The following is a 23,324-nucleotide window of genomic DNA, read 5'->3' on the forward strand; positions in this document are numbered from 1 at the left end:
TGCCGGCCGCGTCCTGGAAGACGCGGGTCACCTTGACCTCCGTACCGCGAGCGAGCAACAGTTCCCGCTCCCCCTGTTCAAGGAGATGGGGTCGATCCAGAGTGCTGGTGTGCCCTTCGGTACCCGTAGGTGCATGATCATCGGCTCGTGGTCGAACGCCGCGGTCTTGCCGAGCGACGTGGAGGTGAATCCTTCGTCCTTGACGGTCGTGTCCGCAAGGTCGGACAACGAGTCCACGTCGTCGAGGAGGTGGTCGTAGCCGCTGCCTCGGACAACCATGACGTCTTCCGGCACGGTTTTGCTGCTCATGACCCGGTCCATGTTGTCGACCAGGTTCTGGACCGGGGGCTCCAGCGGCACGTGGGTCGCCCGCAGCTGGCCGTTGATGTGCTTGAAGTAGAAGCTGCTGTACCTCTCCAGCGCGTCCTTGGCCTTGGGGTCGAGGTTGTCCAGGAAGTCGTTCCAGTACGCGTCGCCGTATTCCTTGCCCGCCTTGTTGCTGGTGCTGGGGTAGGGATTGGTCCCCCGCTCCAGCTCCGCCGTGGCTACCGCATGCCGCTCCGCGTCGGTGGCCAAGCGGTCGAAGTCGTCCGCCGACATGTGCGGCTTGTATTCGAACGGCTCCCCGGCCCCGCTGCCCGGCACATCCGCGCCCTGGTGCGCCGGGGTGGCGGGGGCGTCCGGGCCGTGGGCGGCGGCGTCCGCAACGCCGTCGGGGAGACCCCCGTGATCGCCGGTGTGTGCCGCGTCGTCCGCGTGAGCGGGGGCGTCGTCCCCGTGCCCGGTTCCGTGCGAGGCGTCGTCGCCGTGGCCCGTGCCATGTGCGGCGTCGTCCGTGTGACCGGCGCCGGGGACGTCGTAGCCGCCGGGGTGGGGCGGGTTCGCGAGGTCGTGTGCCGGGTTGGAGGCCTGGTGATACCAGGGGTGAGCGCCGCTGCCGGGTACGCCGGGACCGCCCGGGTGCGGGGCCGGGGGTATGTCGTGCACGGAGTTGGCGCCCACGGGCTGGCTGTACCAGGGCTCCGCGGTGCCGGGGGCGGCGCCGGTGTGCGGGGCGGTGGCCGGGGCCGTGTCGTAACCGGAGGGGGCCGGGCCGTACCCGCCCGGAGACGGGGCCTGGGCGTGGTCGTATGTGCCCGGTGACGGCGCGTGGCCGTACGTGCCGGGCTGCGGCGCCTGGCTGTGCGAGCCCTGCGACGGCGCGTGGTCGTACGAGGAGGGAGCCTGCGTCGGGTCGAAGGGGGCGCCCGGCGCGTGCGTGGGAGCCGTGGGGGGCGCGTTGTAGTGGCCCGCGGTGGCCGCGTTGTCGAGGGTGGGGGCGGCTGCGGCCGCGTAGGACGGGGTGGGAGCGCCCTGGGTCGTCCAGTGGGCGGGGAGGGTCGGGGTGGTGCCGTGGGGAGCGGGGGTGGGGTCGATCGTGCCGTTGGGGGCCATCAGGTCGCCGTTGGGGCTGAGCTGGTGGCCGTCGGGGAGGTGGACCGAGCCGTCGGGGAGGGTGGGGATGTCGATGTTGCCGACGCCCCTCAGGCCCTTGGTGATGTCGCCGATCTTCGACAGGCCCGCACCCGCGCCCTTGGCGATGTAGGTCATCGGGTCGATGACCCGGCCGGCCTTGCCCGCCACCGACAGGGCCTTGGCGACCGCGCCGGCCTTGCCCGCACCCGCCGCCGCGCCACCCGCACCACCGGTGAACACCGTCGTCACCACGTTGAAGGTGACCGCCCCCGCCGCACGAGCGGGGTTCTTGCCCCACTCGTCCCACGCCACCAGCGCCTTGCCCGTCTCCTTCATCGCCGTACGCGAATCACGCAGCCAGGACGGCATGTCCTTGTCCGACGCCGTCCAGAAGTAGGCGTTCGCCCCGGGGATCGACGTGATCACCAGGCCCGTCGCGAGCTGCGCCAGGCCCTTCCACGCCTGACCCATCGCGTCCCAGCCACCGAAGCCCACCAGCGTGCCCAGGCCCTTGATCGTGCCCCACACACCGTCCACGATCAGGCCGTCCCACACGAAGGACTTCACCCAGTGGCCGACCTCGTACCAGTGGTGCTTCTCCTCCACCGGGTCACCCCAGGGAAGCTTCGCGTCCTTCATGTCCCCGGCGTTGAAGCCGTACTGGTTCTTCTTCTTCGAACCGTCCCCGGCCACCATCTGCGTCCCGCCCCACAGAGCGGTGATCTTGTTGTGGCAGGTCCGCTCCGCCGCCCAGAACGCCGCCACCGTGGCGGTGATGTCATCGCGCAGCTGATTGTGCTCGTCGACCTTGTCCTCGTCGTACTCCCACTCGTCGTCGTCCTTCACCGACGAGACGAAGGCCGCGGCATCCGCCTTCAACCGCTTCAGCTTCGCCGCCAGCGGCCGGACCTCCGTGGCATACGACGACAACGCACCCGAAACCGTCTCCAGGTCATCGGCGAACCCGTCCGCCTTCTCCTTGACCGGCTTCGTCGTAGCGAACAACCGCTCCGCCTCCGGAGCGTGGTAATACGCCGACAGTCCTTGGAAGCGGGAGTGGACGTCACCACCGGTGTCCCGGATGTGCCCCGCGTCCTTCTTCAGATCCGCGTAATCCGTCTCCAGCTGCTCCAAGTTCCCCGTGAACTGCGGGATCTTCTCCGGCTGAATCACTTCTTACCGACTCCCGGCAGATCCACCGGCGGCGCCTTCAGCGTGTTGCGCTGCGCCTCCGCCGCCATCTCCTCGTCGCCGTTCAGGTATGCCGTGGTCGCATCTACCGCGCCCTGCAGTGACTTGCCCGCCCGCGCCGCGACGAACTTCAGATCCTTCGTCGCATGCTCCGCGAACTGCGACAACGCGAGAGCCACCAGACCGCCCTGCGCCTTTTCGCCGCCCTCACCGCCGCCCTCGGCGGAAACCGTGCCCGCGCTGGACGCCGCCGAGGTCAGATGCTCCCCGAAGGCCTTCGCGTACTTCTCCAGTTTCGACGCGGCATCACCCGTCGTCGTCAGCACATGAGAAATACCCTGCGGCTTCAAATCCCAGCCGGGCACCACAAACCCCCGTCACACACCACTACCGCCACACCGAACAGAAACCAGACAGGACCACCAGCGGCGACTTCAGCCGATGTTGTCCACGGCCGCCTTCGCCCGCTGAATCGTCGACTGCGCCGTTCCGTCGTTCTTCTCCAGCGTCGTCTTCAGCAGGTGAATGATGTTCTTCACCTCTTGCGAGGCGTTGTTCCACCGCTTTTCCTTGCCGTGGTACTCATCCGCGACGCCGTCCGCGGTGAAGTCCGCCATCGCGGCCTTCACCTGCTTGTCACGCTGAGCGATCAACGACTCCAGACGGCCGATCACCACCTGGATGTTGGACTGCGCGTCCGTCGACGCACCCAGGTCGTACGACCGACGATCCGAACCCGCGCCTGCCATCACACACCACTCCCCGAAGAACCGAACAGCCAGAGCCAAGTACAGAAGGAACAGACAGGTCAGCGGAAGCGCGCGGCGTCGAAGTTCGCCGCCGACATCTGCTGACGGGCGTTGTCGCCCTGTTCCTGGTCACCCGAGGAGAACGCCGAGTCCATGCCGGACTGACCGCCCAGAATCGCCGACAACGACGAGTTCAGGTCCGAGGCGATCCGGTCCGCCCGCGTCTTGAACTGGTCGAACGTCGTACGACCAGAACCATTGAACTTGCCCTCCAGCGGCTGCGCCGCCGCCACCAGCTGCCGGACCAGACCACCCAGGTCATCCGTCGAACCACGTGTGTCACGTTGCAACGACGACAGCGTCTGCGCACCCATGTCGAACTTCATCCTGCTGGCTCGCCTCCCCCGTATGGGCCCCAACGGCAGCCCTCAAAGCCACCTCAAGTCTCTCTGCAATCTCTATCAACACGACAGTTGCCAATGCAATCCAGGTCCGATTCGCTCACAGAAGCAGCACGGAACCATGACCAGGTCTTGGCCTGGCGGTGCCGTGGGTCAGCGGCCGGACGCCGCCGTCACGCCGTCTCGGCAGATCAACAGGAGGGCCCGGTCGTCGTTGACGTCCTTGGCCACTGCTTCGATGAGGTGCCAGGCGGCGCCGTGGAAGCCGCCGGCGACGTAACGGTCGGCCTCGCCGGTGAGGCGGTCGATGCCCTCGACGATGTCACGGTCGGAGGTCTCCACCAGGCCGTCCGTGAAGAGCATCAGTACGTCGCCCGGGCGCAGCGAGCCCTTGACGGGGTCGAACTGGGCGCCGTCGTAGACGCCGAGGAGGGGGCCCTCGGCGGCCTTCTCCTCCCAGCGGCCGGTGCCGGCGCTGAGCTGGAGGCCCGGCGGATGGCCGGCGGAGTAGAGCTCGTAGTCGCCGGAGTCCAGGTCGAGGACCAGGTGGATGGAGGTGGCGAAGCCCTCGTCCCAGTCCTGGCGGAGCAGATAGCCGTTGGCGGCGGGGAGGAAGGCGTGCGGCGGGAGGGAGCCCAGCAGGCCGCCGAACGCGCCGGACAGGAGCAGCGCGCGGGAGCCGGCGTCCATGCCCTTGCCGGAGACGTCGGTGAGGACGACCTCGAGCGTACGGCCGCCGTTGGTGCGGGCCGCCACCACGAAGTCGCCCGAGAAGGACTGGCCGCCCGCAGGGCGCAGCGCCATCTCCTGGTGCCAGCCGCCCGGCAGGTCGGGCAGCTGGCTCTGCACCCGGATGCGTTCACGAAGGTCGAAGAGCATGGTGCCGCCGCGCCGCCAGGGCACACCGACGCGGCTGCGGAACTGGGCCAGCAGCAGCCCGAAGAAACCGCAGGCCGCGACCACGAGCACGATGCCCGGAGTGACCCTGGAGGGCCCCTCCGTGTACGGGCCCAGTTGCACCGACTCCACGATCAGCGCCGTGGCCGCCGCCGCGTACAGGCCGAGGAGGCTGGCCGGGCGCAGCAGCAGCCCGCCCACGACGACGGGCAGGACGAGCGCGGCCGGTGAGAACCACACCGAGTTCGCCAGTGTCGCCGCCGCGATGAGCGGGACGGTCAGGAGCAGACCGGCCAGGGCGATCCAGTCCGAGCCGTCGCCGCGGAAGTAGTCCACGGCGGCTCGGCGCACGCCGACGCGGGCCCGGTGCCACTGCTTCTTCAACCGGGCCGTGAACGTGTCGGCTTCCGCGCGCCGCTCTCGTCCTGATGCCATTAGTTCGGGACCCTATCCATCGGACCAGCCCCTTGGCACGGGAGGTCCGACTTGTCCCCCGTCCGAGGGTCGACTTCACAGTGAGCCGGCCCGTCCCGGCTCAAGGGAAATTCTCTCGCTCGTCCCGTAATGCCCTGGTAGGCATGGGCCATGGCGACTGACGCGAGCGGCTACGCGACCGACCTGCGGGTACTGCGGCGGGACGATTGGGACGAGTGGTACGACACCCTGATCCGGGGCTTCGGCGGGGTTCCGGAGTCCGCCGAGGAACGGGAGTTGTGGAACTCGCTGACCGAGCTCGACCGTTCACTCGGTGCCTGGGACGGGGACGAGTGTGTGGGGACGGCCGGAGCGTTCAGCTTCCGGCTCACGGTGCCCGGCGGCGCCTCGGTGCCGGCCGCGGGCGTCACCATGGTCAGCGTCGCGGCGACGCATCGCCGGCGCGGCGTTCTGACGTCGATGATGCGGCGGCAGCTGGACGACGTCCGGGCCTGGGGTGAGCCGCTGGCCGTGCTCACGGCGTCCGAGCCGGCGATCTACGGCCGGTTCGGGTACGGGTGCGCCACCTTCCAGTTGAACGCCGAGATCGACACGACCCGGGTGCGGCTCACGTCCCTGCCGACGGGGACGGACGACGTGCGCGTGCGGTACGCCGTTCCGGGCGATGTCCTCGACGCGTGCGAGGCGGTGTACGCGCGGCTGGTTCCGTCGCGGGCCGGGATGCTGGCCCGGCAGCCCGGGTGGGAGCGGCTTCCGCTGCTCGATCCGGAGGGCGATCGGGAGGGGGCGTCGCCATTGCAGTGCGTCGTCGCCGAGCGGGACGGCGAGACGGTCGGGTACGCGCGGTATCGCGTCAAGCCGAGCTGGGAGGCGGCCGGGCCCGAGGGCGCGGTGATCCTGGAGGACTCGGCCGCGCTGGACCCCGCGGCGGACGCGGCGCTGTGGCGGTTCCTGTTCGGGATCGACCTGACGTCGTCGCTGGTGGTGCGGGGGCGGGGGCGGCCCGTGGACGACGCGTGGCGGCACTGGGTGTCCGACATCCGGCGGTGCCGGCCTCGGGTGGGGGATTCGCTGTACCTACGGCCGGTGGAGCTGGGGGCCGCGCTGGAGGCGCGGACGTATCAGGCGCCGGTGGATGTGGTGTTCGAGGTGGAGGACGCGTTCTGTCCCTGGAACGCCGGGCGTTGGCGGCTCAGCGGGGACGCGAAGGGGGCGTCCTGTGAGCGTACGGCGGATGCGGCGGATGTCGCTCTGTCCGTACGGGAGTTGAGTTCCGCGTATCTCGGGGGTGTGTCGCTGGCCTCGTTGGGGGCGGCGGGGCGGGTGCGGGAGGTACGGCGGGGAGCCTTGGCTGAGGCCTCGCTGGGATTCGGGGCGCGCGGTGTGGAGCCGTGGTTGCCGTACGGCTTCTGAGGCCCGGGGGTCCGGTTCGTCAGGGGCGGCCTTGGCAGGTGGGGCACCAGAAGAGGTTGCGGGCGGCCAGGTCGGCGGTGCGGATGTCGTCGCCGCAGAGGTGGCAGGGCTGGTTGGCCCTGCGGTAGACGTACACCTCGCCGCCGTGGTCGTCCACTCGGGGTGGGCGGCCCATCGCCTCCGGGGTGTGTTCCGGGCGGACGGTGTCGATGCGGTTGTCGCGGACGCCGTCGTGCATGAGCTCGACCAGGTCGGTCCAGATCGTGTGCCACTCGGACGGGGTGAGGTCCTTGCCGGGGCGGTACGGGTCGATGCGGTGCCGGAAGAGGACCTCCGCGCGGTAGACGTTTCCCACGCCCGCGATGATCTTCTGGTCCATGAGGAGGGCGGCGATCGTGGTACGGCTGCGGGCGATACGGCGGTACGCGGTGTCCGGGTCGGCGTCGTCGCGGAGGGGGTCGGGGCCGAGGCGGTCGTGTATCGCCTGCTTCTCCGGGGGTGTGATCAGGGCGCAGGTGGTGGGACCGCGGAGGTCTACGTACGCGGTGTCGTTCGCGAGGCGGAGGCGGACGGTGTCGGTGGGTGGGGGTGCGGGGGCCGGGCCGAAGGTGACCTTGCCGAAGAGGCCGAGGTGGATGTGGATCCAGTCGGTGTCGCGGAAGCCGAGGAAGAGGTGTTTGCCATGGGCTTCCGTGTGGGTGAGTTCCGTGCCGGTGAGGAGGGTGGCGGCGTCGGTGAACTTGCCCTGGGGGCTGGTGGTGTTGGGGCTTGTGCCGAGGAAGGCGGCGGCGTAGTCCTGGGCCAGGCGGTGGATGGTGTGGCCTTCTGGCACGGGGGTCTCCCTGTGGTCGTTGCCTTTGCCCACCCGCCCGCCCGACTCGGTCGGTCAAGAGGCCGGGCCTCGGGGCTCCGCCCCGGACGGAGCTTGCCCACCCGCCCACCCGAACCAGTTCGTCAAGAGGTTGACGTCGAAAGGCATCGGGGCTCCGCCCCGGACCCCGGCGGGGACTGCGTCCCCTGCACCCCTCGCGGGGCTCCACCCCTGCACCCCATTAGGGGCTGCGCCCCTGGACCCCCGCGTCGGGCTCGGGCCCTGGGCTTGTGGTCGGGCCCTGGCCCTGGGGTAGGCCAGAGGTCGGGCTCGGGCCCTGGGCTTATGGTCGGGCTCGGGCTCCGGGCCTGGGGTCAGGCTCGGGCCCTGGGCCTGGGGTCAGGCTCGAGCCCTGGGCCCTGGTCAGGCTCGAGCCCTGGGCCCTGGTCAGGCTCGGGCCCTAGGACTGTGGTCGAGCTCGGGCCCTCAGGACTGTGGTCCAGCTCGGGCACTGAGCCCGTGTCCGACTCGTCACTGGAGCTGCGGGCCGACTCGACTCGGCCCTCAGCTGGCTTGAGCCGTGCCCGGGTCGGGGGCGGGGTCGGGGGGGAGCCGTGGGGCTCGGGCGAAGGCGCGGGGCGGGCGCTGGGCTCGAGTTGGAGCGCGCTGGAACCTGCGCCCTCGCGCGCTAACGCCGCGAGGGCGACCTTCGGCTCACACGGTCGGGCTCAGCAGGTCAGGCGTCCGGGCCCTGCTGGGGGTGGTGCGGCGGGATCGGGGGGAGGGCGCCGGTCGTCTCGTACTCGTCGAGCATGTCGATTCGACGGATGTGACGCTCGTCACCGGAGAACGGAGTCGCGAGGAACGTCTCGATGAAGGCCGTCGCCTCGTCCTGCGAGTGCATGCGCGCGCCCACGGCGACGACGTTGGCGTTGTTGTGCTGGCGGCCGAGGGCCGCCGTCTCCTCGCTCCAGGCGAGGGCCGCACGGACGCCCTTGACCTTGTTCGCGGCGATCTGCTCGCCGTTGCCGGAACCGCCGATGACGACGCCGAGCGCGTCGGGGTCCGCGGCCGTGCGCTCCGCTGCGCGGAGGCAGAAGGGCGGGTAGTCGTCCTGGGCGTCGTAGATGTGCGGGCCACAGTCGACGGGGTCGTGACCCGCCGCCTTCAGCCAGTCGACGAGGTGGTTCTTGAGTTCGTAGCCGGCATGGTCCGAGCCGAGGTACACGCGCATGGGATGAGTGTGACACGGGTGTTTCGGGGAAAGCGCGCGGGGTGGCGCTCATGAAAACGTGAGGCGAATGTGAGCCGCATTACGGAACCTCAGGAAAACCTCAAGTAACAATCTGGATTCAAAGGTTCTCGAAAACGTTCGCCTCAGATTCACTGGACCGGCTCGTACACCCGCTCGTACGACGTCCCGTACACCGTCATGCCGCGACACACCCCGTTCGTACGGCTGGTGCGGCTCCGTACGGAAGAACAGCTCCCCGGCGCAAAGGAAATCCGTTCCATGACCTCGCAGCCGACACTGAAGACGACCGGAAACGACCCCGGAGGGCCCGGAGAACCCGGCAGCTCCGGGCTGCAGGCCGGGCTCAAGAACCGCCATCTGTCGATGATCGCCATCGGTGGCGTCATCGGGGCCGGGCTCTTCGTGGGGTCCAGCACCGGTATCGCCACCGCAGGCCCCGGCATTCTCCTGTCGTACGCCCTCGTCGGCACGCTCGTGGTGCTGGTGATGCGGATGCTCGGTGAGATGTCGGCCGCCAACCCGACCTCGGGTTCCTTCTCCGCGCACGCCGACCGGGCGCTCGGCCCCTGGGCCGGTTTCTCCATCGGCTGGCTGTACTGGTTCTTCTGGGTCGTGGTGCTCGCGGTCGAGGCGACCGCCGGTGCCGTGATCCTGGAGGGCTGGATCCCGGCCGTGCCGCAGTGGGCCTGGGCGCTGATCGTGATGCTGGTACTCACCGCGACCAACCTGGTCTCGGTGGGGTCGTACGGCGAGTTCGAGTTCTGGTTCGCGGGGATCAAGGTCGTCGCGATCGCCGCGTTCATCGTCATCGGTGGGCTCGCCGTCTTCGGGGTGCTGCCCGGCGTGGACAGTGAGCAGGCCGGGTTGAGCAACCTCACCCAGCACGGCGGCTTCCTGCCCCATGGCGCCGGCGCGATCCTCACCGGTGTGCTGCTCGTGGTCTTCTCCTTCATGGGCAGCGAGATCGCCACCCTGGCCGCCGGTGAGTCCGAGAACCCGCAGCAGGCCGTCACCAAGGCCACCAACAGCATCATCTGGCGAGTCGGCGTCTTCTACCTCGGTTCGATCTTCGTCGTGGTGGCCCTGCTGCCGTGGGACAGCAAGTCCATCACCGACGACGGCTCCTACGTCGCCGCGCTCAACTCCCTGGGCATTCCGCACGCCGGTCAGATCATGAACTTCATCGTGCTGACCTCGGTGCTGTCCTGTCTCAACTCGGGTCTCTACACCGCCTCCCGCATGGCCTTCTCGCTCGGCCAGCGCGGTGACGCGCCGAAGGCCTTCGCCCGCACGACCGGCAACGGCGTGCCGCGGACGGCGATCCTCGCCTCCGTCGCGTTCGGCTTCGTCGCCGTCTTCTTCAACTACAAGTTCCCGGACTCCGTCTTCCTCTTCCTCGTGAACTCCAGTGGCGCGGTCGCCCTGTTCGTGTGGCTGGTGATCTGCTTCTCCCAGCTGCGGATGCGGAAGATCATCCAGGCGGAGGCGCCGGAGAAGCTCGTGGTCAAGATGTGGCTGTACCCGTATCTGACCTGGGCGACGGCCGCGCTGATCGTCTTCATCCTCGGCTACATGCTCACCGACACCGAGCACGACGGGCGCCAGACCATCCTGCTGTCGCTGCTCGTCGCGGCCGTGGTGCTCGTCATCGCCTTCGTGAAGCACAGGGGTGCGGGCCGGCGGGGTGCAGACGCCGCTCAGGTCCAGGTTCCGGACCAGGGCCGGGACGAGGTCTCGGCCGGCTGACCGGCGGGCGCTCGCCCTTCCTGCTGTGGGGCCTGCGGTGCGTGTTCTCCCTTGCGAGACACGCGCCGCAGGCCTTTTCGTGTCCCCGCAGGCCTTCATGTCCCTGCAGGCCTTCGTGCCCCGCAGGCCTTCCTCGCAGGCCCCGCAGTCCCCTACAGCACCGTGAAGCTGTCCTTGACCTTCTCGTACGTGCTCAGGGCCTCCTCCTCGATCCCCGACTGGTACCAGGTATTGATCTGGTACGACTTTCCGCCGACGTTGAAGCCGAGCAGACGGGCGTGCCAGCGGACGCCCTCCAGCGTGAAGGTGTACTCCCAGACCACCGCCGGGTGCTCACGGAACGTCGTCTCCTCCAGGCGGATCTTGCGGTAGTCCTGGCCCTGATGGGCGTTGCGCTCCGAGGTCTGCCAGGTCTCCAGGAGGTCGCCACGGGCCAGGGCGGACTTGCCGACCAGTTCCTGGGCGCCGTCCGGGGACGTGTAGTGCACCTCCGCGCCCGTCTTCACGTCCCGCCGCCAGCCCTCCGGTGTCGCCCAGGCGAAACCGCCGGCCTCCCGGCGCGTGCCCGGCGGCAGGCTCTGCGGCCGCGAGGTGCCCTCGACGGTGGGGGTGGGTGGGTTCTTGGGTGCCGGGGCGGTGCCGGTGGCGGGGGGTGCGGAGGTCGAGGAGCCTGCGCGGGTGTCGTCGCCGCCCGGTGAGCCGGACGACGTCGCCAGGATGATTCCTACGACGGCACCGGCCGTCGCGACCGTGGCCGCCGCGGCGGCGAGCATCGTACGGCGGTGACCCGCGCGGGGGCGGGACACGGCCGGGACCGCGGGGCCGGGGAGTTCGCCCGGCGGCATCGGGGAGGGTGGCGGCGTGGGGTGGGTGCGGCACTCGGTAACCGCGGCCGCCTGTGCGTGAGTGAGGGAGACGGGGGCCGGGCGGAGGGCGGTGCCGGCCGTGGGGTGGTGGTCGGGGGGTTCGAGTGGTGTCGCGTCCGGGACGGGGGCGGGCCGGTGGGAGTCCTGGGGTGTGGCTTGTGCGTGGGTGGGGGTGGGTGCTTGCTGTGGGGTGGGGGCGGTGAGGGGCGGGGGCGACACCGTCGGCGTGGGAACCGGGAACGCCACCGCCTCCAGGGCTGTTTCCAGGTCCTCCAGGCCGGGTCGGGTCGACGGTTCCTTTTGCAGGAGGGCCGTCAGGATGTCGCGCAACGGGCCCGAGGCGGCGGGGAGTTCGGGCTCCTCGTAGAGGACCGCGTGCAGAGTGGCCAGCGTGGTGTCGCGGGCGAAGGGGGAGCGGCCGCCCAGGGCCGCGCAGAGGGTCGCGCCGAGGGACCAGTTGTCGGAGGGCGGGCCCTGGGGGCGGCCGGAGATGCGCTCGGGGGCCATGTAGTCGGGCGAGCCGACCAGCATCCCGACCATCGTGAGTGCCTTGGCGTCCTGGATCGCGGCGATGCCGAAGTCCGTGAGGACGACGCGCCGTTCGTGGGAGCGAGGGCCCGGGCTCTGGCCGGAGACCGTGCCGTCGCGGCGTCCTGCTCCGGCTGGTCCGGCCGGTCCGGCCGGTCCGGCCGGTCCGGCCGGACGAGCCGCGTTCTCCACGAGGACGTTCCCGGGCTTGATGTCCCGGTGCAGGACGCCCCGCGCGTGCACCTGCCGTAGTGCCGCGACCAGGCCGAGGCCGATCCGGGCCGTCTCGGAGGGGCTCAGGGGGCCGTCCTCCGCGAGGATGCGTTCGAGGGAGCGGCCGGCGACCAACTCCATGACGATCCACAGGCGTTCGCCCTCGTCGACCACGTCGTAGACCCGTACGACGTTGGGGTGGTCGATGCGGGCGGTGGCCCTGGCTTCGCGCAGGGTGCGTTCGCGGCGCGTCCTGTCGTCCTCCGCGTCGAGACCGTCGATCCGCATTTCCTTGACGGCGACCGGGCGGTCGAGTATTTCGTCGGTGGCTCGCCACACCCGCCCCATTCCCCCCTGGCCGATACTTTCGACCAACCGATAGCGCCCCGTCACCAATATCCCTGGAACACCGCCGATATTCGCATTCCCCGGCAATCCGCTGCACCCCCTCCACGACGCCGCGACCATCTCCAGTGAAACACAACGGTCACACTTCGCGCCGTACCAGGATAGTGCGGTGAAATCTTGTGGTACCTCTTTCAGTGCTGCGAATTCAGGCGCAGCCCAGGGGGACACAAGGGGGGCGAACATGAGTTCTCGTCGTACGACCGTGGTCGTGGGGCCGCTGGTCGCGGCATCATTTTCGGCGGTGCTGATCCTTTCCGGCACCGCCGGGGCGGAGGACGGAGGGCCCGCGAGCGGCAAGGGGGAAAGGCAGTTGACGCGGCACCGGCGGGGGTGAAGCTCACCACGCTGCTGCCCGAGAAGATCTCGGTCGACAACGGTTCGAAAAAGACGGCGATTACCGCCACCGTGAAGAACGAGGGAAGCAAGAGCAGCGGAAAGATCAGGCTGCTGGTCGTGGGATTCGACGGGCTTGTGGTCAAGAACGTCGAGGGCTGTTCCGCGATACCCGAGAACAGCCTTCCGGAGGGTTCGAACAGCGGTTTCGCCTGCCCCCTCGACAATCTCGAGGCCGGTAAGTCGAAGTCGTACGCCGTCGACGCGACATACGACCTGGGCAAGGCCGGAAAGATCTGTCTGCCCGTCCAGACCGGCGACGGAAAGAAGACGTTCTGGCAGCAGGGCCCGGTGCCGTTCGGCACGACCAACCCGTCGCCGGACGCCCCGGCCACGCCCCTGCTGCTCGGCACCGACAACAAGCCGGTGTCCCCGGGTGACAAGGAGTCCCCCGGCGGCAAGGAGTCTCCCGGCGGCAAGGAACTGGCGGAGACCGGTCAGGCACGTGATCTGCTGCCGCTGGGCGCGGCCGGTGCCGCGCTGCTCGCGGTGGGCGCGGCCGGAATGTGGTGGTCACAGCGGCGGCGGCCAGGGGTGCGGGAGGGCTGAATCAGCCTTCGCCGGCCCTGAGTACGCACGAGAGGCCCGCCGGGGCGGTATACCCGGCGGGCCTCTCGGCACCGTCTAGGAGTTCAGCGCTTGTTCGCGAACTTCCAGGCCGTCGGCAGCGCCCCCATCGCCAGCGCCGCCTTCAGCGCGTCGCCGATCAGGAACGGCGTGAGGCCGGCCGCGATCGCGGCGGTGGCGGACATGCCGGTGGCCAGGGCCAGGTAGGGCACGCCGATGGCGTAGATGATCGCCTCGCCCACCAGCATCGCGCCCGCCATACGCAGCATCGAGCGGTCGGCACCGCGGCGGGCCAGGGCACCCACGACGGTGGCGGCGAGGATCATGCCGAGGATGTAGCCGAAGGAGGGGGCGACACCCGAGGTGCCCTGCGCGAACCACGGCACGCCCGCGACGCCCGCCACGGCGTACAGCGCGAGCGCGAGGAGGCCGCGGCCGGCACCGAGGGACGTGCCGACGAGCAGCGCGGCGAAGGTCTGGCCGGTCACCGGCACCGGGGAGCCCGGCACGGGCACCGAGATCTGGGCGGCGAGGCCGGTGAGCGCGGCGCCGCCGAGCACGAGGGCCGCGTCCCGGACACGAGAGGAGGGGAGCAGGTCCGCGAGGACCTGTCCGGTGGGGGCGGGGACGGCAGCGGTGCTCATGGGGACTCCGCGAGGGTGAGGGTCGGTCGGGACACGGTGACGCTATCCCAGCGCCCCCGCCCTGATCACCGTCAGCGCTCGACAAAGGCGCGAACGTGCGGTTGGTCGACTTCGGACAAAGGGTGGGCACTACACCGAGCGCGACGTGATGCCGGTCACTGAGGCAGCGAGGCTTCGGTCACCGACTCGGCGGCGAAGCGGACTGTAGGGTTTCGCCAAATGCCCTCCAGGGTGGATGCCGACGGCTTCCGCGACGGGCGTCCACACTCCGTTCCCGGGGCCTCACGGCACGCGTTCCAGGCGTCCGCATGCTGGACAACTCTCCCTCCCGGGCGCGAGGACCGCACAGACTGGCGGCGTTTTTGCCCTCTCACGCCTCTCACGCATTGGACGAGCCGCGCCCATGCCCAGCACCACCACCGGGACGCCGCCCAGCACGGACGACGCCTCCCTCTCCCATGGCCTGAAGCAGCGCCATCTGTCGATGATCGCCCTCGGCGGGGTGATCGGCGCCGGTCTGTTCGTCGGCTCCGGTGCGGGCATCGCCGCGGCCGGTCCGTCGATCGTGGTCGCCTACGCCCTCTCCGGTCTCCTCGTGATGCTGGTGATGCGGATGCTCGGCGAGATGTCGGCCGCTCATCCCTCGTCGGGTTCGTTCTCGGCGCACGCGGAGCGGGCGTTCGGCCCCTGGGCCGGGTTCACCGTCGGGTGGGCGTTCTGGGTGCTCCTCTGTACGGCCGTCGGCCTGGAGGGCATCGGGGCCGCGAAGATCGTCAGCGGCTGGCTGCCCGGCACTCCGGAGTGGGCGTGGGTCGCGCTGTTCATGGTGGTCTTCTGCGGCACGAACCTCGCGGCCGTGAAGAACTTCGGCGAGTTCGAGTTCTGGTTCGCCGCGCTGAAGGTCGGCGCGATCACCTTGTTCCTGGTGCTGGGCGTCCTGGCGATCGCCGGTGTCCTGCCCGGCACGGACTCGCCGGGCGCGAGCCACCTCACCGACTTCATGCCGAACGGCGGTGAGGGCCTGGTCATCGGCCTGCTCGCCTCGGTCTTCGCCTACGGCGGCCTGGAGACGGTCACCATCGCGGCGGCCGAGTCGGAGAATCCCGTCAAGGGCGTGGCGAGCGCGGTGCGTACGGCGATGTGGCGCATCGCGCTGTTCTACGTCGGCTCGATGGCCGTCATCGTCACCCTGGTGCCGTGGGACTCCAAGGAGGTCGTCGAGAACGGCCCCTACGTCGCCGCCCTGGACCAGCTGGGCATCCCCGGCGCCGGGCAGCTGATGAACGTGGTCGTGCTGGTGGCCCTGCTCTCCGCCATGAACGCCAACGTCTACGGCGCCTCGCGCATCGGCTACTCCCTGGTGGAGCGCGGCCAGGGCCCGAAGGTGCTGGGCAGGGTCTCGGGCGGGGTGCCGCGGATCGCCGTACTGGCGTCCTCCGTCTTCGGGTTCCTGTGCGTGCTGCTGAGCTACTGGCGACCCGACGACGTCTTCGCCTGGCTGCTGAACATGATCGGCGCGGTCATCCTGGTCGTCTGGATCTTCATCGCCGTCTCGCAGCTGCGGCTGCGCCGCCGCCTGGAGCGTGAGACGCCGGAGAAGCTGGTCGTACGGATGTGGGCGTTCCCGTGGCTGACGTGGGTCGCGCTGGCCGGCATGGCCGCGGTCTTCGTCCTGATGGCCCGGGAACCGGACACACGGGTGCAGTTGTACTCGACGGGTGCGATGACGCTGGTGCTGGCGGCAGTCGGGTACGCGTGGCAGAAGGCGCGCCCCAGGCGGTAGCCCAGGCAGCAGGATTCCCTTGGTGAAGGCCCCCGCGACACGAGCGGGGGCCTTTTCTGTGCCCTGGGCACCCACAGCCGCCGTCTTGCTGCTAGCGTGCAGTTGCAACCATCTTGCAATAAGGGCGCCGGAGGACTGATCGTGGAGCAGGTCTACGACCACCAGGGCAATGCAGGCCAGGCCGCCAAGGCCCGCGCGGACGTGCTGCCGCCGGCTCCCTGAGGTCGTGTGAAGCGTCCTGCCTCGTGATCGTCTTCTCACCCTTCACCTGGCAGGCGGATTGAAGGAAGCCCCCGCGAGGACGTGACTCGCGGGGGTTTCCCGTGCGGGACCGTGTGGGGCTACGGCTTGCGGCCCAGGCCGCCGTGCTGGCCGATCGGTTCGGTGGACGCGCCCGGCTCGGGGTGCCACAGCGGTACCGAGACCACGCCCGGTTCCACCAGCTCCAGGCCCTCGAAGAAGGCCTCGATCCGCTCGGCCGGCCGCAGGAAGTAGGGGACCGCGCCGGTCTCGTTGTAGGCGTCCTGGGCCTGCTCGTACGCCGGGTCGGTGCCGCGGGAGCCCTCGTTGAGGGAGAGGAAGCTGCCGGAGGGCAGCGGGGCCAGGAGGCGGCGGACGAGGTCGCGGGCCTCGTCGTAGTCGGCCACGTGGCCCAGGATGCCGCTGAGAATGAGAGCGGTGGGGCGGGTGAGGTCGAGTGTCTTGCCGGCGGCCTCGACGATGGCCTCCGGCTCGTAGAGGTCGATGGGCTCGTACGCCGTCGCGCCCTCGGGCGTGGAGGTGAGCAGGGCGCGGGCGTGCGCGAGGACCAGGGGGTCGTTGTCGACGTAGACGACACGCGACTCGGGGGCCAGGCGCTGGGCGACCTCGTGGGTGTTGTCGACGGTCGGCAGGCCGGTGCCGACGTCGAGGAACTGCCGTACGCCCGCCTCCTGGACGAGGTGGCGGATGGTGCGGCCGAGGAAGGCGCGGCTGCCGCGGGCGATGGTGACGATGCCGGGGAACACGGCGGTGTAGGCGTCACCGGCCGCCTCGTCCACCGGGTAGTTGTCCTTGCCGCCCAGCCAGTAGTTCCAGATCCGGGCCGAGTGCGGCACCGAGGTGTCGATCTGCGTCATGTGCCCATAGTGCTACGGCACATCAGCCTCGCAGGGCACATTGAGTGAGAGGAGTGCGGCGGAACCGTCGGAGTTCATCCGCAGTTCGCTGAGCGCCGCGTTCCGCAACCGCGGGAGCACTCTGCGGTACTCCCGGGGCGGGACGGACAGCAGCGTGCACAGCACCAGCCGCAGCAGGGTGTTGTGGGCGACGACCAGGACACGCCCGCCGGGGTGGGCGGCGGCGATGTCCCGCAGGGCACGGGTCGCCCGGGCCGCTGCCGCCAGCGGATCCTCGGCGCCGGGGAAGGAGTGGGCCACCGGGTCGGCACGGTAGGCCGCGACCCACTCCGGGTCCTCCGCCTCGAACTCGGCGAGCGTACGGCCCTCGACCACGCCGAAGTCGCATTCACGCAGGGCCGGTTCGACCTCCGGGGTGAGGCCCAGGGCGCGGCAGGCAGGCTCGGCGGTGGCGACCGCACGGGACAGCGGGGACGTCCAGATCGCGTCGACGGGGTGGGCGGCGGCCCACCGGCCGAGGGCCTCGGCCTGGGCGCGGCCGGTGTCGGTGAGGTCGATGTCACTGACACCTGCGTACCGGTTCTCGGCGTGCCAGACGGTCTGCCCGTGCCGGGCCAGCAGAAGAGTCGTGGTGGTCATGGCTTTCCGGGGTGGAGGTGCGGGCGGGTACGGGTGTGTGCGGCGACGGGGGCGGGCAGCCAGCCGCGTTCCTCCAGTGCGTCGACGAGGTGAGCGTACGGCTCCGAGAAGCTGGCCGTGCGCTCGGCGCGGGGTTCGAGCACCGTACGGACGCGGACCATGCGTTCGGCGACGTCGGCGAGGGTTCCGGCTCCCGACACCCCGTACGCGGCCAGCGCCGCCATTCCCAGGGCGGGTTCCGTCTGCTCCGGGACGCGGGCCGGGCGGCCGAGGATGTCGGTGCGGAGCTGGTTCCAGTAGGGGCTGCGGGCGCCGCCGCCGGTGAAGGTGAGCGGGCCGTCGAGGGGGGCGCCGAGGTGGTGGAGGTAGTCCAGGCAGAGGCGTTCGGCGAAGCCCACGCCCTGGAGCAGCGCGGCCCACAGCTCGGCGTCGTCCGCGGGCTCGCCGAGGACGAACCCGGTGGCCCTGGGCGCCCGGAAGGGGAACCGCTCCCCCGTCGACACCAGCGGGTAGGCGATCGCACGGGACGGTTCGAAGGCCGCCGCCCGTTCGTCCATGGCCGCCGGGTCGGCCCCCGGGAAGTGTGCCGCGAGTGCCCCGGCGCCCACGCTCGACGCCCCGCCGGGCAGCCAGGTGCCGTCGGGGGCGCGGTGGTTGTAGACCACGCCGGTGGGGTCCCGGACCGGGTCCCGGGAGGCTCCCTTGAGCACGAGCGTGGTGCCGAGGACCGAGTTCCAGGAGCCGGGCCGCAGCGCTCCCGAGGCGATCTGGGCCGCGCAGCCGTCGGTCATGCCGGCGAGCACCGGGGTGCCGGCGGGAATGCCGGTGGCGTCGGCGGCCTGCGCGCCGACCTCGCCGAGGCGGGTGCCGGGGCGTACGACGTCGGGCAACAGACGGCCTGGGATCCCCAGTTGGGCCAGAGCGGCCTCCGGCCAGGCCTCCCGGTGGAGGTCGTAGCCCGTCTTGAGGGCGTGGCTGGAGTCGGCCGGGGGCGGTTCGCCGGTGAGGCGGGTGACGATCAGGTCGGGCTGGTGGGCGAGGCGCAGGCCGGGGCCGTACTCCCCCACCAGCCACAGCGCCTTCGGCAGCGCCCAGGTGTCCTGCACCGCGAGCCCCGCGTCCCGGGCCCGGGACGCCTCCGCCGCCGCGCGTCCGTCGTCGTACATCAGCGCGGGGCTCACCGACCGGCCAGAGCCGTCCGTGAGCAGGACCGTGCCGGATGTGCCGCACACCGCGAGTCCGCCGACCGGCAGGTCCGGCGGGGCGGAGCCGAGTGCCGCCCGGGACGCCGCGCACAGCGCCTGCCACCAGTGCTCCGGGTCCTGCTCGTGCCGCACCCCGTCCCGCCGCCCGGCCAGGGGGCCGAGCCGCTGCCGAGGACCGTGCCGTCGGCGGTGACGAGCAGCACGCGGACGCTCTGCGTGCCCAGGTCGATCCCCAGCCAGGCCTCATGCTCGTCCGTCATACGGCCTCCCGCACATATGAATCCGTGAACTTCACACTCTGCCCTGAGATTTTCCCGTGCGCGAGGGATTGACGCCCAACTTCAGCCGTTCCACCCTCTGTTAACGAGTCGACTCGACGTGTTAACCAGGCTCCACGTGGAGGTACGGATGGACACGCACGCGCACGACCGCCGGCGCTTCCTCGCACTCGCCGCCGGGGCAGCGGCGGCCCCGCTGCTCACGGCCTGCGGCTCCGGTTTCGGCGGGAACGACAGCAAGAGCGACGGGTCCGCCGCGGACGACATCACCGGTTCCTTCGACTGGAAGCGCGAGAAGGGCACCACCGTCAAGGCGCTCCTCAACAAGCACCCGTACACGGACGCCCTGATCGCCGACCTGAAGTCCTTCACCGAGAAGACCGGCATCAAGGTCGAGTACGACGTCTTCCCCGAGGACAACTACTTCGACAAGCTCACCGTGGACCTGTCCAGCGGACGTGCCTCCTACGACGTGTTCATGCTCGGCGCGTACATGGTGTGGCAGTACGGCCCGCCGAACTGGCTGGAGGACCTCGGTCCCTGGATGCGCAACTCCTCGGCGACCGGAGCCGAGTGGGACCAGGGGGACTTCTTCCCGAACCTGCTCCAGGCCGACCAGTGGTCGCTGAAGGCGGGCGCGCCGCTCGGCCAGGGCGGGCAGTACGCGCTGCCGTGGGGCTGGGAGACGAACGTCGTCGCCTACAACACCGAGGTGTTCAGGAAGCTCGGAGTGAAGCCCGCCGAGTCCTTCGACGAGCTGACCGAACTCGCCGCGACCATCAAGCGCAAGGCGCCGGGCGCGGGCTACGACGGCATGTACGGGATCGCCGTACGCGGGTCCCGGAGCTGGGCCACCATCCACCCCGGCTTCATGACGATGTACGCCCGCAACGGGCTGAAGGACTTCACGGTCGACGGCGGGAAGCTCACCCCCGCCATGAACAGCCCCGAGGCCGTCGCCTTCACCGAGGACTGGGCGCGGATGGTCAAGCGGGGCGGGCCGCCGTCCTGGACTTCGTACACGTGGTACCAGTGCTCCAGCGACCTGGGCGCGAAGAAGGCCGGGATGCTGTTCGACGCCGACACGGCCGCCTACTTCCAGGCGGTGAAGGGCGCCAGCCCCGCCTCCGGGAAGATCGCCTTCCACCCGGGCCGAAGGGGCCGGACGGGTCGCTGGCCACCAACATGTGGATCTGGTCGCTCGGCATGAACGCCAAGAGCAAGAAGAAGAGCGCCAGTTGGCTGTTCCTGCAGTGGGCGACCGGCAAGGAGCACCTGCGCAAGAGCGCGATCACGCACAACCACATCGACCCGGTGCGCAAGTCGGTCGCCGACGACGCCGCGTACAAGGACAAGATGCGGCATCTGCCGGGCTTCCTGGAGACCTTCGAGACCGTCGTCGACCAGACGAAGATCCAGTTCACTCCGCAGGCGCAGTTCTTCGACGCGACGACCAGCTGGGCGGCGGCCCTCCAGGAGATCTACGGGGGCCAGGGCGCGAAGTCCGTCCTGGACGGGCTGGCGGACGACCTCGCCGACAAGGTGGGGTGAGGGGTCGCATGCGCCTGGCCCTGCGGCCGTACCTCCTGATCGTGCCCGCCCTGCTACTGACCTGCGGAATCCTCTATCCATTCGGGCTCGGGCTGTACTACACGCTGTTCGACTTCTCGGCGAGCAAACCGCAGCCGGACATGGTGCGGTTCGAGAACTACTCGACCGTCTTCACGCAGGAGGCGTTCTGGAACTCGGCGTGGGTGACGGTGCTGTACGCGGTCGGGGCGGCCTTCGTCGAGACCGTGCTCGGGGTGGCCGTCGCCCTGCTGCTGCACCGCTCGACCCTGCTGGGCCGGGTCCTGGAGAAGATCCTGATCCTGCCGCTGATGATCGCCCCGGTGATCGCGGCGATCATCTGGAAGCTGATGCTCCAGCCGTCGGTCGGGGTGGTCAACTACCTGCTGAGGCCCTTCGGTCTCGGCGGGGTGCAGTGGACCGACACCCCGACGGGCGCGCTGCTGTCGTCGATCGCCGTGGACGTGTGGGTGTACACCCCGTTCGTGGCGATCCTCGCCCTCGCCGGTCTGCGGTCGCTGCCCACCTCCCCGTTCGAGGCGGCGGCCGTGGACGGCGCGGGATGGTGGTACACCTTCCGGCGGCTGACGCTGCCGATGCTGTGGCCGTACGTCCTGGTCGCGGTGATCTTCCGGTTCATGGACTCGCTGAAGGTCTTCGACATCATCTACGCCCTGACGGAGGGCGGACCGGGTGACTCGACGGTGGTGCTCCAGATCCGGGCGTATCTCGAAGCCATCCGTTTCCAGCGGTACTCCTTCGGGATCAGCTACACGATCGTGCTGTGGGCCGTGGTGTATCTGGCCGCGATGGTGCTGGTGAAGCACCTGGGGAAGATCCAGCGGAAGGCCGCGGAGGTGACCACATGAGGAAACGCCTGGTGGGGTGGTTGTGCGACACCGCCCTGATCCTCTACTTCGTCTTCGCGCTGTTCCCGATCGCCTGGATGGTGATCCTCTCCCTGAAACCCACCGACCAGCTCTTCTCCACCTACTTCTCCTTCTCCCCCACCCTCGACGGCTACCGGACGGTCCTCGGCGACAGCGAGGGCATCCCGTTCGTGCGGTTCTTCGTCAACAGCCTGGTGGTGTCCGTGGGGGCGGTCGCGCTGTCGCTGGTGGTCGGCCTGCCGGCGGCGTACGCCTCGGCGCGGTGGCGCTTCAAGGGCTCCGAGAACCTGATGTTCACACTGCTGTCGTTCCGGTTCGCACCCGAACTCACCGTGATCATCCCGCTGTTCGTGCTCTACCAGAAGCTCGGTCTCTTCGACACGTACGTCGGCATGGTGTGGGTGCTGCAACTGGTCACACTGCCGCTGATCGTGTGGATCATGCGGTCCTACTTCGCCGATCTGACACCGGAGCTGGAGCAGGCAGCGCTGCTGGACGGCTACACCCGCAAACAGGCGTTCTTCCGCGTCGCCCTGCCGCTGGTCAAACCGGGCATCGCGGCCGTGTCGCTGCTGGCCTTCATCTTCGCCTGGAACAACTTCGTCTTCCCGCTGATCCTCACCTCCAACGAGGCCCAGACGGTGACCGTGGGCGCGCTGTCCTTCCTGGGCGGGGACCGGCCCAAGTACAACCTGACGGCCGCGGCCGCGCTGGTGTCCGTCGTACCGCCGCTGCTGCTGGCGCTGACGATCCAGCGGTATCTGGTGCGGGGCCTGTCGTTCGGGGCGGTGAAGTCTTGATCCGGCTGAGCGGGATACGCAAGGCGTACGGGAAGACCGTCGCGCTCGACGAGCTCGAACTGGAGGTCAGGGAAGGCGAGTTCTTCTGTCTGCTGGGCCCGTCGGGGGCCGGCAAGACGACGACCCTCAAGACCATCGCCGGCCTCGAACCGCCCGACTCCGGCACGGTCGTCCTCGACGGCAAGGACATGCGGGGCGTGGAGCCGTACGACCGGGGCGTGGCCATGTGCTTCGAGAGCTACGCGCTCTACCCGCACCGCTCGGCCTACGACAACCTGGCCTCGCCCCTGCGCTCCCCCGGCACCGGCTGCCCGCCGATGAGGCACGGCAGCGGATCGGCGCGGTCGCCGAGCTGCTCGGCATCTCCGCCCTGCTGGAGCGGCCCGTGGGCCAGTTGTCCAACGGCCAGCGGCAGCGGGTCGCTCTCGGGCGGGTGCTGGTACGGCCGGCCCGGGCCTTCCTCCTCGACGAGCCGCTGTCCCACCTGGACGCGAAGCTGCGCCAGCAGATGCGGGCCGAGCTGAAGGCCATCGGGGCCGTGCAGCACACCACCACGCTGTACGTCACACACGACTCCGTCGAGGCACTGGCGCTCGGCGACCGGATCGGGGTCATCCGGCAGGGGCGGATCGTGCAGACGGGCACCCGGGAGGAGATCTGGTACCAGCCGTACGACACGGAGGTCGCGCGGGCCTTCGGGCGGCCCCGGATCAATCTGCTGCCCGCGGTGGTGACGGAGAGCGGGGTACGGGCGGACGGCGGGGTGGAGCTGCCGGTCCGGGCACAGGCCTCGCCCGGCACGGACGTCCTCGTCGGTCTGCGGCCCCGGGACATCGCCCTGCGCGGCGAGGGTCACGAACTCACCGGGTCCGTGTACGTCACCGAGGTGCTCGGGCGGTCCGTCGAGGTCACCGTCCGGCTCGGCACCGGGGAGCAGCGGGTGTCGCTCGTGGCCCCCGGGCCGACGCGGCACGCCTTCGGGCGGACGATCCCGTACGGCTCGCGGTCCGGCCTGAGAACCTGCTGCTGTTCGAGGCCGACCGGCCGGAGCGACCGGGACGACGGATAGA

General features: G+C 70.1%; 19 protein-coding genes and 3 pseudogenes. 10 read left to right on the forward strand and 12 right to left on the reverse strand.

Going from position 1 to position 23,324, the window contains the following annotated elements; genetic code table 11:
- Positions 1-27: 27 nt before the first annotated feature.
- The 5 genes from ACQEV8_RS14880 to ACQEV8_RS14900 all read right to left on the reverse strand — a co-directional run bounded on the left by ACQEV8_RS14880 (position 28) and on the right by ACQEV8_RS14900 (position 5,128).
- Positions 28-2,628 (reverse strand): ADP-ribosyltransferase, encoded by a 2,601-nt coding sequence (locus ACQEV8_RS14880; RefSeq protein ID WP_432960306.1) that lies wholly within the window; start codon positions 2,626-2,628, stop codon positions 28-30.
- Positions 2,625-3,014 (reverse strand): DUF6507 family protein, encoded by a 390-nt coding sequence (locus ACQEV8_RS14885; protein WP_432960308.1) that lies wholly within the window; start codon positions 3,012-3,014, stop codon positions 2,625-2,627. The genes ACQEV8_RS14880 and ACQEV8_RS14885 overlap by 4 nt, the downstream gene beginning before the upstream one ends.
- Positions 3,015-3,080: 66 nt before the next feature.
- Positions 3,081-3,395 carry a pore-forming ESAT-6 family protein gene (locus ACQEV8_RS14890; protein WP_432960310.1) on the reverse strand — a complete coding sequence of 105 codons (315 nt, stop codon included), beginning with the start codon at positions 3,393-3,395 and terminating at the stop codon, positions 3,081-3,083.
- A 59-nt stretch (positions 3,396-3,454) separates the two neighbouring features.
- A complete protein-coding gene (locus ACQEV8_RS14895; RefSeq protein ID WP_432960312.1) occupies positions 3,455-3,781 on the reverse strand; it encodes a hypothetical protein in 327 nt (108 codons plus the stop codon).
- A 168-nt stretch (positions 3,782-3,949) separates the two neighbouring features.
- The gene (locus ACQEV8_RS14900) at positions 3,950-5,128 is read right to left on the reverse strand and encodes a PP2C family protein-serine/threonine phosphatase (protein WP_432960314.1); all 1,179 of its coding nucleotides are present in this window, start codon (positions 5,126-5,128) and stop codon (positions 3,950-3,952) included.
- 150 nt (positions 5,129-5,278) lie between these two features.
- On the opposite strand from ACQEV8_RS14900, the gene ACQEV8_RS14905 reads away from it, so the two are divergent.
- Positions 5,279-6,541 (forward strand): GNAT family N-acetyltransferase, encoded by a 1,263-nt coding sequence (locus tag ACQEV8_RS14905; RefSeq protein WP_432960316.1) that lies wholly within the window; start codon positions 5,279-5,281, stop codon positions 6,539-6,541.
- Between the two features lie 19 nt (positions 6,542-6,560).
- Here ACQEV8_RS14905 and ACQEV8_RS14910 read toward each other — a convergent pair whose 3' ends face one another.
- The gene (locus ACQEV8_RS14910) at positions 6,561-7,373 is read right to left on the reverse strand and encodes an Fpg/Nei family DNA glycosylase (protein WP_432960318.1); all 813 of its coding nucleotides are present in this window, start codon (positions 7,371-7,373) and stop codon (positions 6,561-6,563) included.
- A gap of 715 nt (positions 7,374-8,088) precedes the next feature.
- On the reverse strand, positions 8,089-8,586 hold the full coding sequence (locus ACQEV8_RS14915; RefSeq protein ID WP_432960320.1) for a ribose-5-phosphate isomerase: 498 nt from the start codon (positions 8,584-8,586) through the stop codon (positions 8,089-8,091).
- Between the two features lie 279 nt (positions 8,587-8,865).
- On the opposite strand from ACQEV8_RS14915, the gene ACQEV8_RS14920 reads away from it, so the two are divergent.
- Positions 8,866-10,353, forward strand: coding sequence for an amino acid permease (locus ACQEV8_RS14920; protein WP_432960322.1), 1,488 nt, complete (start codon positions 8,866-8,868; stop codon positions 10,351-10,353).
- A gap of 152 nt (positions 10,354-10,505) precedes the next feature.
- Here ACQEV8_RS14920 and ACQEV8_RS14925 read toward each other — a convergent pair whose 3' ends face one another.
- Positions 10,506-12,308, reverse strand: coding sequence for a protein kinase domain-containing protein (locus ACQEV8_RS14925; RefSeq protein ID WP_432960324.1), 1,803 nt, complete (start codon positions 12,306-12,308; stop codon positions 10,506-10,508).
- A gap of 241 nt (positions 12,309-12,549) precedes the next feature.
- Between ACQEV8_RS14925 and ACQEV8_RS14930 the strand changes: the two are divergent.
- Positions 12,550-13,310 (forward strand): annotated as a pseudogene (locus tag ACQEV8_RS14930) (hypothetical protein).
- Positions 13,311-13,393: 83 nt separating this feature from the next.
- On the opposite strand, the gene ACQEV8_RS14935 reads toward ACQEV8_RS14930, so the two are convergent.
- On the reverse strand, positions 13,394-13,972 hold the full coding sequence (locus tag ACQEV8_RS14935; protein ID WP_432960326.1) for a biotin transporter BioY: 579 nt from the start codon (positions 13,970-13,972) through the stop codon (positions 13,394-13,396).
- A gap of 403 nt (positions 13,973-14,375) precedes the next feature.
- Between ACQEV8_RS14935 and ACQEV8_RS14940 the strand changes: the two genes are divergently transcribed.
- On the forward strand, positions 14,376-15,755 hold the full coding sequence (locus ACQEV8_RS14940) for an amino acid permease (RefSeq protein ID WP_432960328.1): 1,380 nt from the start codon (positions 14,376-14,378) through the stop codon (positions 15,753-15,755).
- A 341-nt stretch (positions 15,756-16,096) separates the two neighbouring features.
- Here the strand turns inward: ACQEV8_RS14940 and ACQEV8_RS14945 are convergent, their stop codons facing one another.
- The 3 genes and pseudogenes from ACQEV8_RS14945 to ACQEV8_RS14955 all read right to left on the reverse strand — a co-directional run bounded on the left by ACQEV8_RS14945 (position 16,097) and on the right by ACQEV8_RS14955 (position 18,977).
- The gene (locus ACQEV8_RS14945; protein WP_432960330.1) at positions 16,097-16,873 is read right to left on the reverse strand and encodes an SAM-dependent methyltransferase; all 777 of its coding nucleotides are present in this window, start codon (positions 16,871-16,873) and stop codon (positions 16,097-16,099) included.
- Between the two features lie 12 nt (positions 16,874-16,885).
- Positions 16,886-17,512 carry a histidine phosphatase family protein gene (locus tag ACQEV8_RS14950; RefSeq protein WP_432960332.1) on the reverse strand — a complete coding sequence of 209 codons (627 nt, stop codon included), beginning with the start codon at positions 17,510-17,512 and terminating at the stop codon, positions 16,886-16,888.
- Positions 17,509-18,977, reverse strand: a pseudogene (locus ACQEV8_RS14955) (FGGY-family carbohydrate kinase). The gene ACQEV8_RS14950 and the pseudogene ACQEV8_RS14955 overlap by 4 nt, the downstream one beginning before the upstream one ends.
- 148 nt (positions 18,978-19,125) lie before the next feature.
- On the opposite strand from ACQEV8_RS14955, the gene ACQEV8_RS14960 reads away from it, so the two are divergent.
- From ACQEV8_RS14960 to ACQEV8_RS14985, 6 genes and pseudogenes are all read left to right on the forward strand, one after another.
- A complete protein-coding gene (locus tag ACQEV8_RS14960; RefSeq protein ID WP_432960334.1) occupies positions 19,126-20,205 on the forward strand; it encodes an ABC transporter substrate-binding protein in 1,080 nt (359 codons plus the stop codon).
- A complete protein-coding gene (locus tag ACQEV8_RS14965; RefSeq protein ID WP_432960336.1) occupies positions 20,202-20,546 on the forward strand; it encodes a hypothetical protein in 345 nt (114 codons plus the stop codon). The genes ACQEV8_RS14960 and ACQEV8_RS14965 overlap by 4 nt, the downstream gene beginning before the upstream one ends.
- Positions 20,547-20,554: 8 nt before the next feature.
- Positions 20,555-21,433 carry a carbohydrate ABC transporter permease gene (locus tag ACQEV8_RS14970; protein ID WP_432960338.1) on the forward strand — a complete coding sequence of 293 codons (879 nt, stop codon included), beginning with the start codon at positions 20,555-20,557 and terminating at the stop codon, positions 21,431-21,433.
- Positions 21,430-22,254, forward strand: a complete 825-nt coding sequence (locus ACQEV8_RS14975; protein ID WP_382826790.1) for a carbohydrate ABC transporter permease — start codon at positions 21,430-21,432, stop codon at positions 22,252-22,254. Before ACQEV8_RS14970 ends, ACQEV8_RS14975 begins: the two co-directional genes overlap by 4 nt.
- Positions 22,251-22,481, forward strand: a pseudogene (locus ACQEV8_RS14980) (ATP-binding cassette domain-containing protein); the annotation flags it as partial. The gene ACQEV8_RS14975 and the pseudogene ACQEV8_RS14980, both read left to right, overlap by 4 nt.
- Positions 22,481-23,323, forward strand: coding sequence for an ABC transporter ATP-binding protein (locus tag ACQEV8_RS14985; protein WP_432960341.1), 843 nt, complete (start codon positions 22,481-22,483; stop codon positions 23,321-23,323). The pseudogene ACQEV8_RS14980 and the gene ACQEV8_RS14985, both read left to right, overlap by 1 nt.
- Position 23,324: the final 1 nt, after the last annotated feature.

This window comes from Streptomyces sp. CA-179760 (assembly GCF_050937045.1).
Taxonomy (GTDB): domain Bacteria; phylum Actinomycetota; class Actinomycetes; order Streptomycetales; family Streptomycetaceae; genus Streptomyces.

Excerpts from the sequence above, each read along its gene's own strand:
- ACQEV8_RS14890 (WP_432960310.1), bottom strand. The coding sequence starts at position 3,395 with ATGGCAGGCGCGGGTTCGGATCGTCGGTCGTACGACCTGGGTGCGTCG.
- ACQEV8_RS14895 (WP_432960312.1), bottom strand. The coding sequence starts at position 3,781 with ATGAAGTTCGACATGGGTGCGCAGACGCTGTCGTCGTTGCAACGTGAC.
- ACQEV8_RS14900 (WP_432960314.1), bottom strand. The coding sequence starts at position 5,128 with ATGGCATCAGGACGAGAGCGGCGCGCGGAAGCCGACACGTTCACGGCC.
- ACQEV8_RS14905 (WP_432960316.1), top strand. The coding sequence starts at position 5,279 with ATGGCGACTGACGCGAGCGGCTACGCGACCGACCTGCGGGTACTGCGG.
- ACQEV8_RS14915 (WP_432960320.1), bottom strand. The coding sequence starts at position 8,586 with ATGCGCGTGTACCTCGGCTCGGACCATGCCGGCTACGAACTCAAGAAC.
- ACQEV8_RS14920 (WP_432960322.1), top strand. The coding sequence starts at position 8,866 with ATGACCTCGCAGCCGACACTGAAGACGACCGGAAACGACCCCGGAGGG.
- ACQEV8_RS14925 (WP_432960324.1), bottom strand. The coding sequence starts at position 12,308 with ATGGGGCGGGTGTGGCGAGCCACCGACGAAATACTCGACCGCCCGGTC.
- ACQEV8_RS14935 (WP_432960326.1), bottom strand. The coding sequence starts at position 13,972 with ATGAGCACCGCTGCCGTCCCCGCCCCCACCGGACAGGTCCTCGCGGAC.
- ACQEV8_RS14940 (WP_432960328.1), top strand. The coding sequence starts at position 14,376 with ATGCCCAGCACCACCACCGGGACGCCGCCCAGCACGGACGACGCCTCC.
- ACQEV8_RS14945 (WP_432960330.1), bottom strand. The coding sequence starts at position 16,873 with ATGACGCAGATCGACACCTCGGTGCCGCACTCGGCCCGGATCTGGAAC.
- ACQEV8_RS14950 (WP_432960332.1), bottom strand. The coding sequence starts at position 17,512 with ATGACCACCACGACTCTTCTGCTGGCCCGGCACGGGCAGACCGTCTGG.
- ACQEV8_RS14960 (WP_432960334.1), top strand. The coding sequence starts at position 19,126 with ATGGACACGCACGCGCACGACCGCCGGCGCTTCCTCGCACTCGCCGCC.
- ACQEV8_RS14965 (WP_432960336.1), top strand. The coding sequence starts at position 20,202 with ATGAACGCCAAGAGCAAGAAGAAGAGCGCCAGTTGGCTGTTCCTGCAG.
- ACQEV8_RS14970 (WP_432960338.1), top strand. The coding sequence starts at position 20,555 with ATGCGCCTGGCCCTGCGGCCGTACCTCCTGATCGTGCCCGCCCTGCTA.
- ACQEV8_RS14975 (WP_382826790.1), top strand. The coding sequence starts at position 21,430 with ATGAGGAAACGCCTGGTGGGGTGGTTGTGCGACACCGCCCTGATCCTC.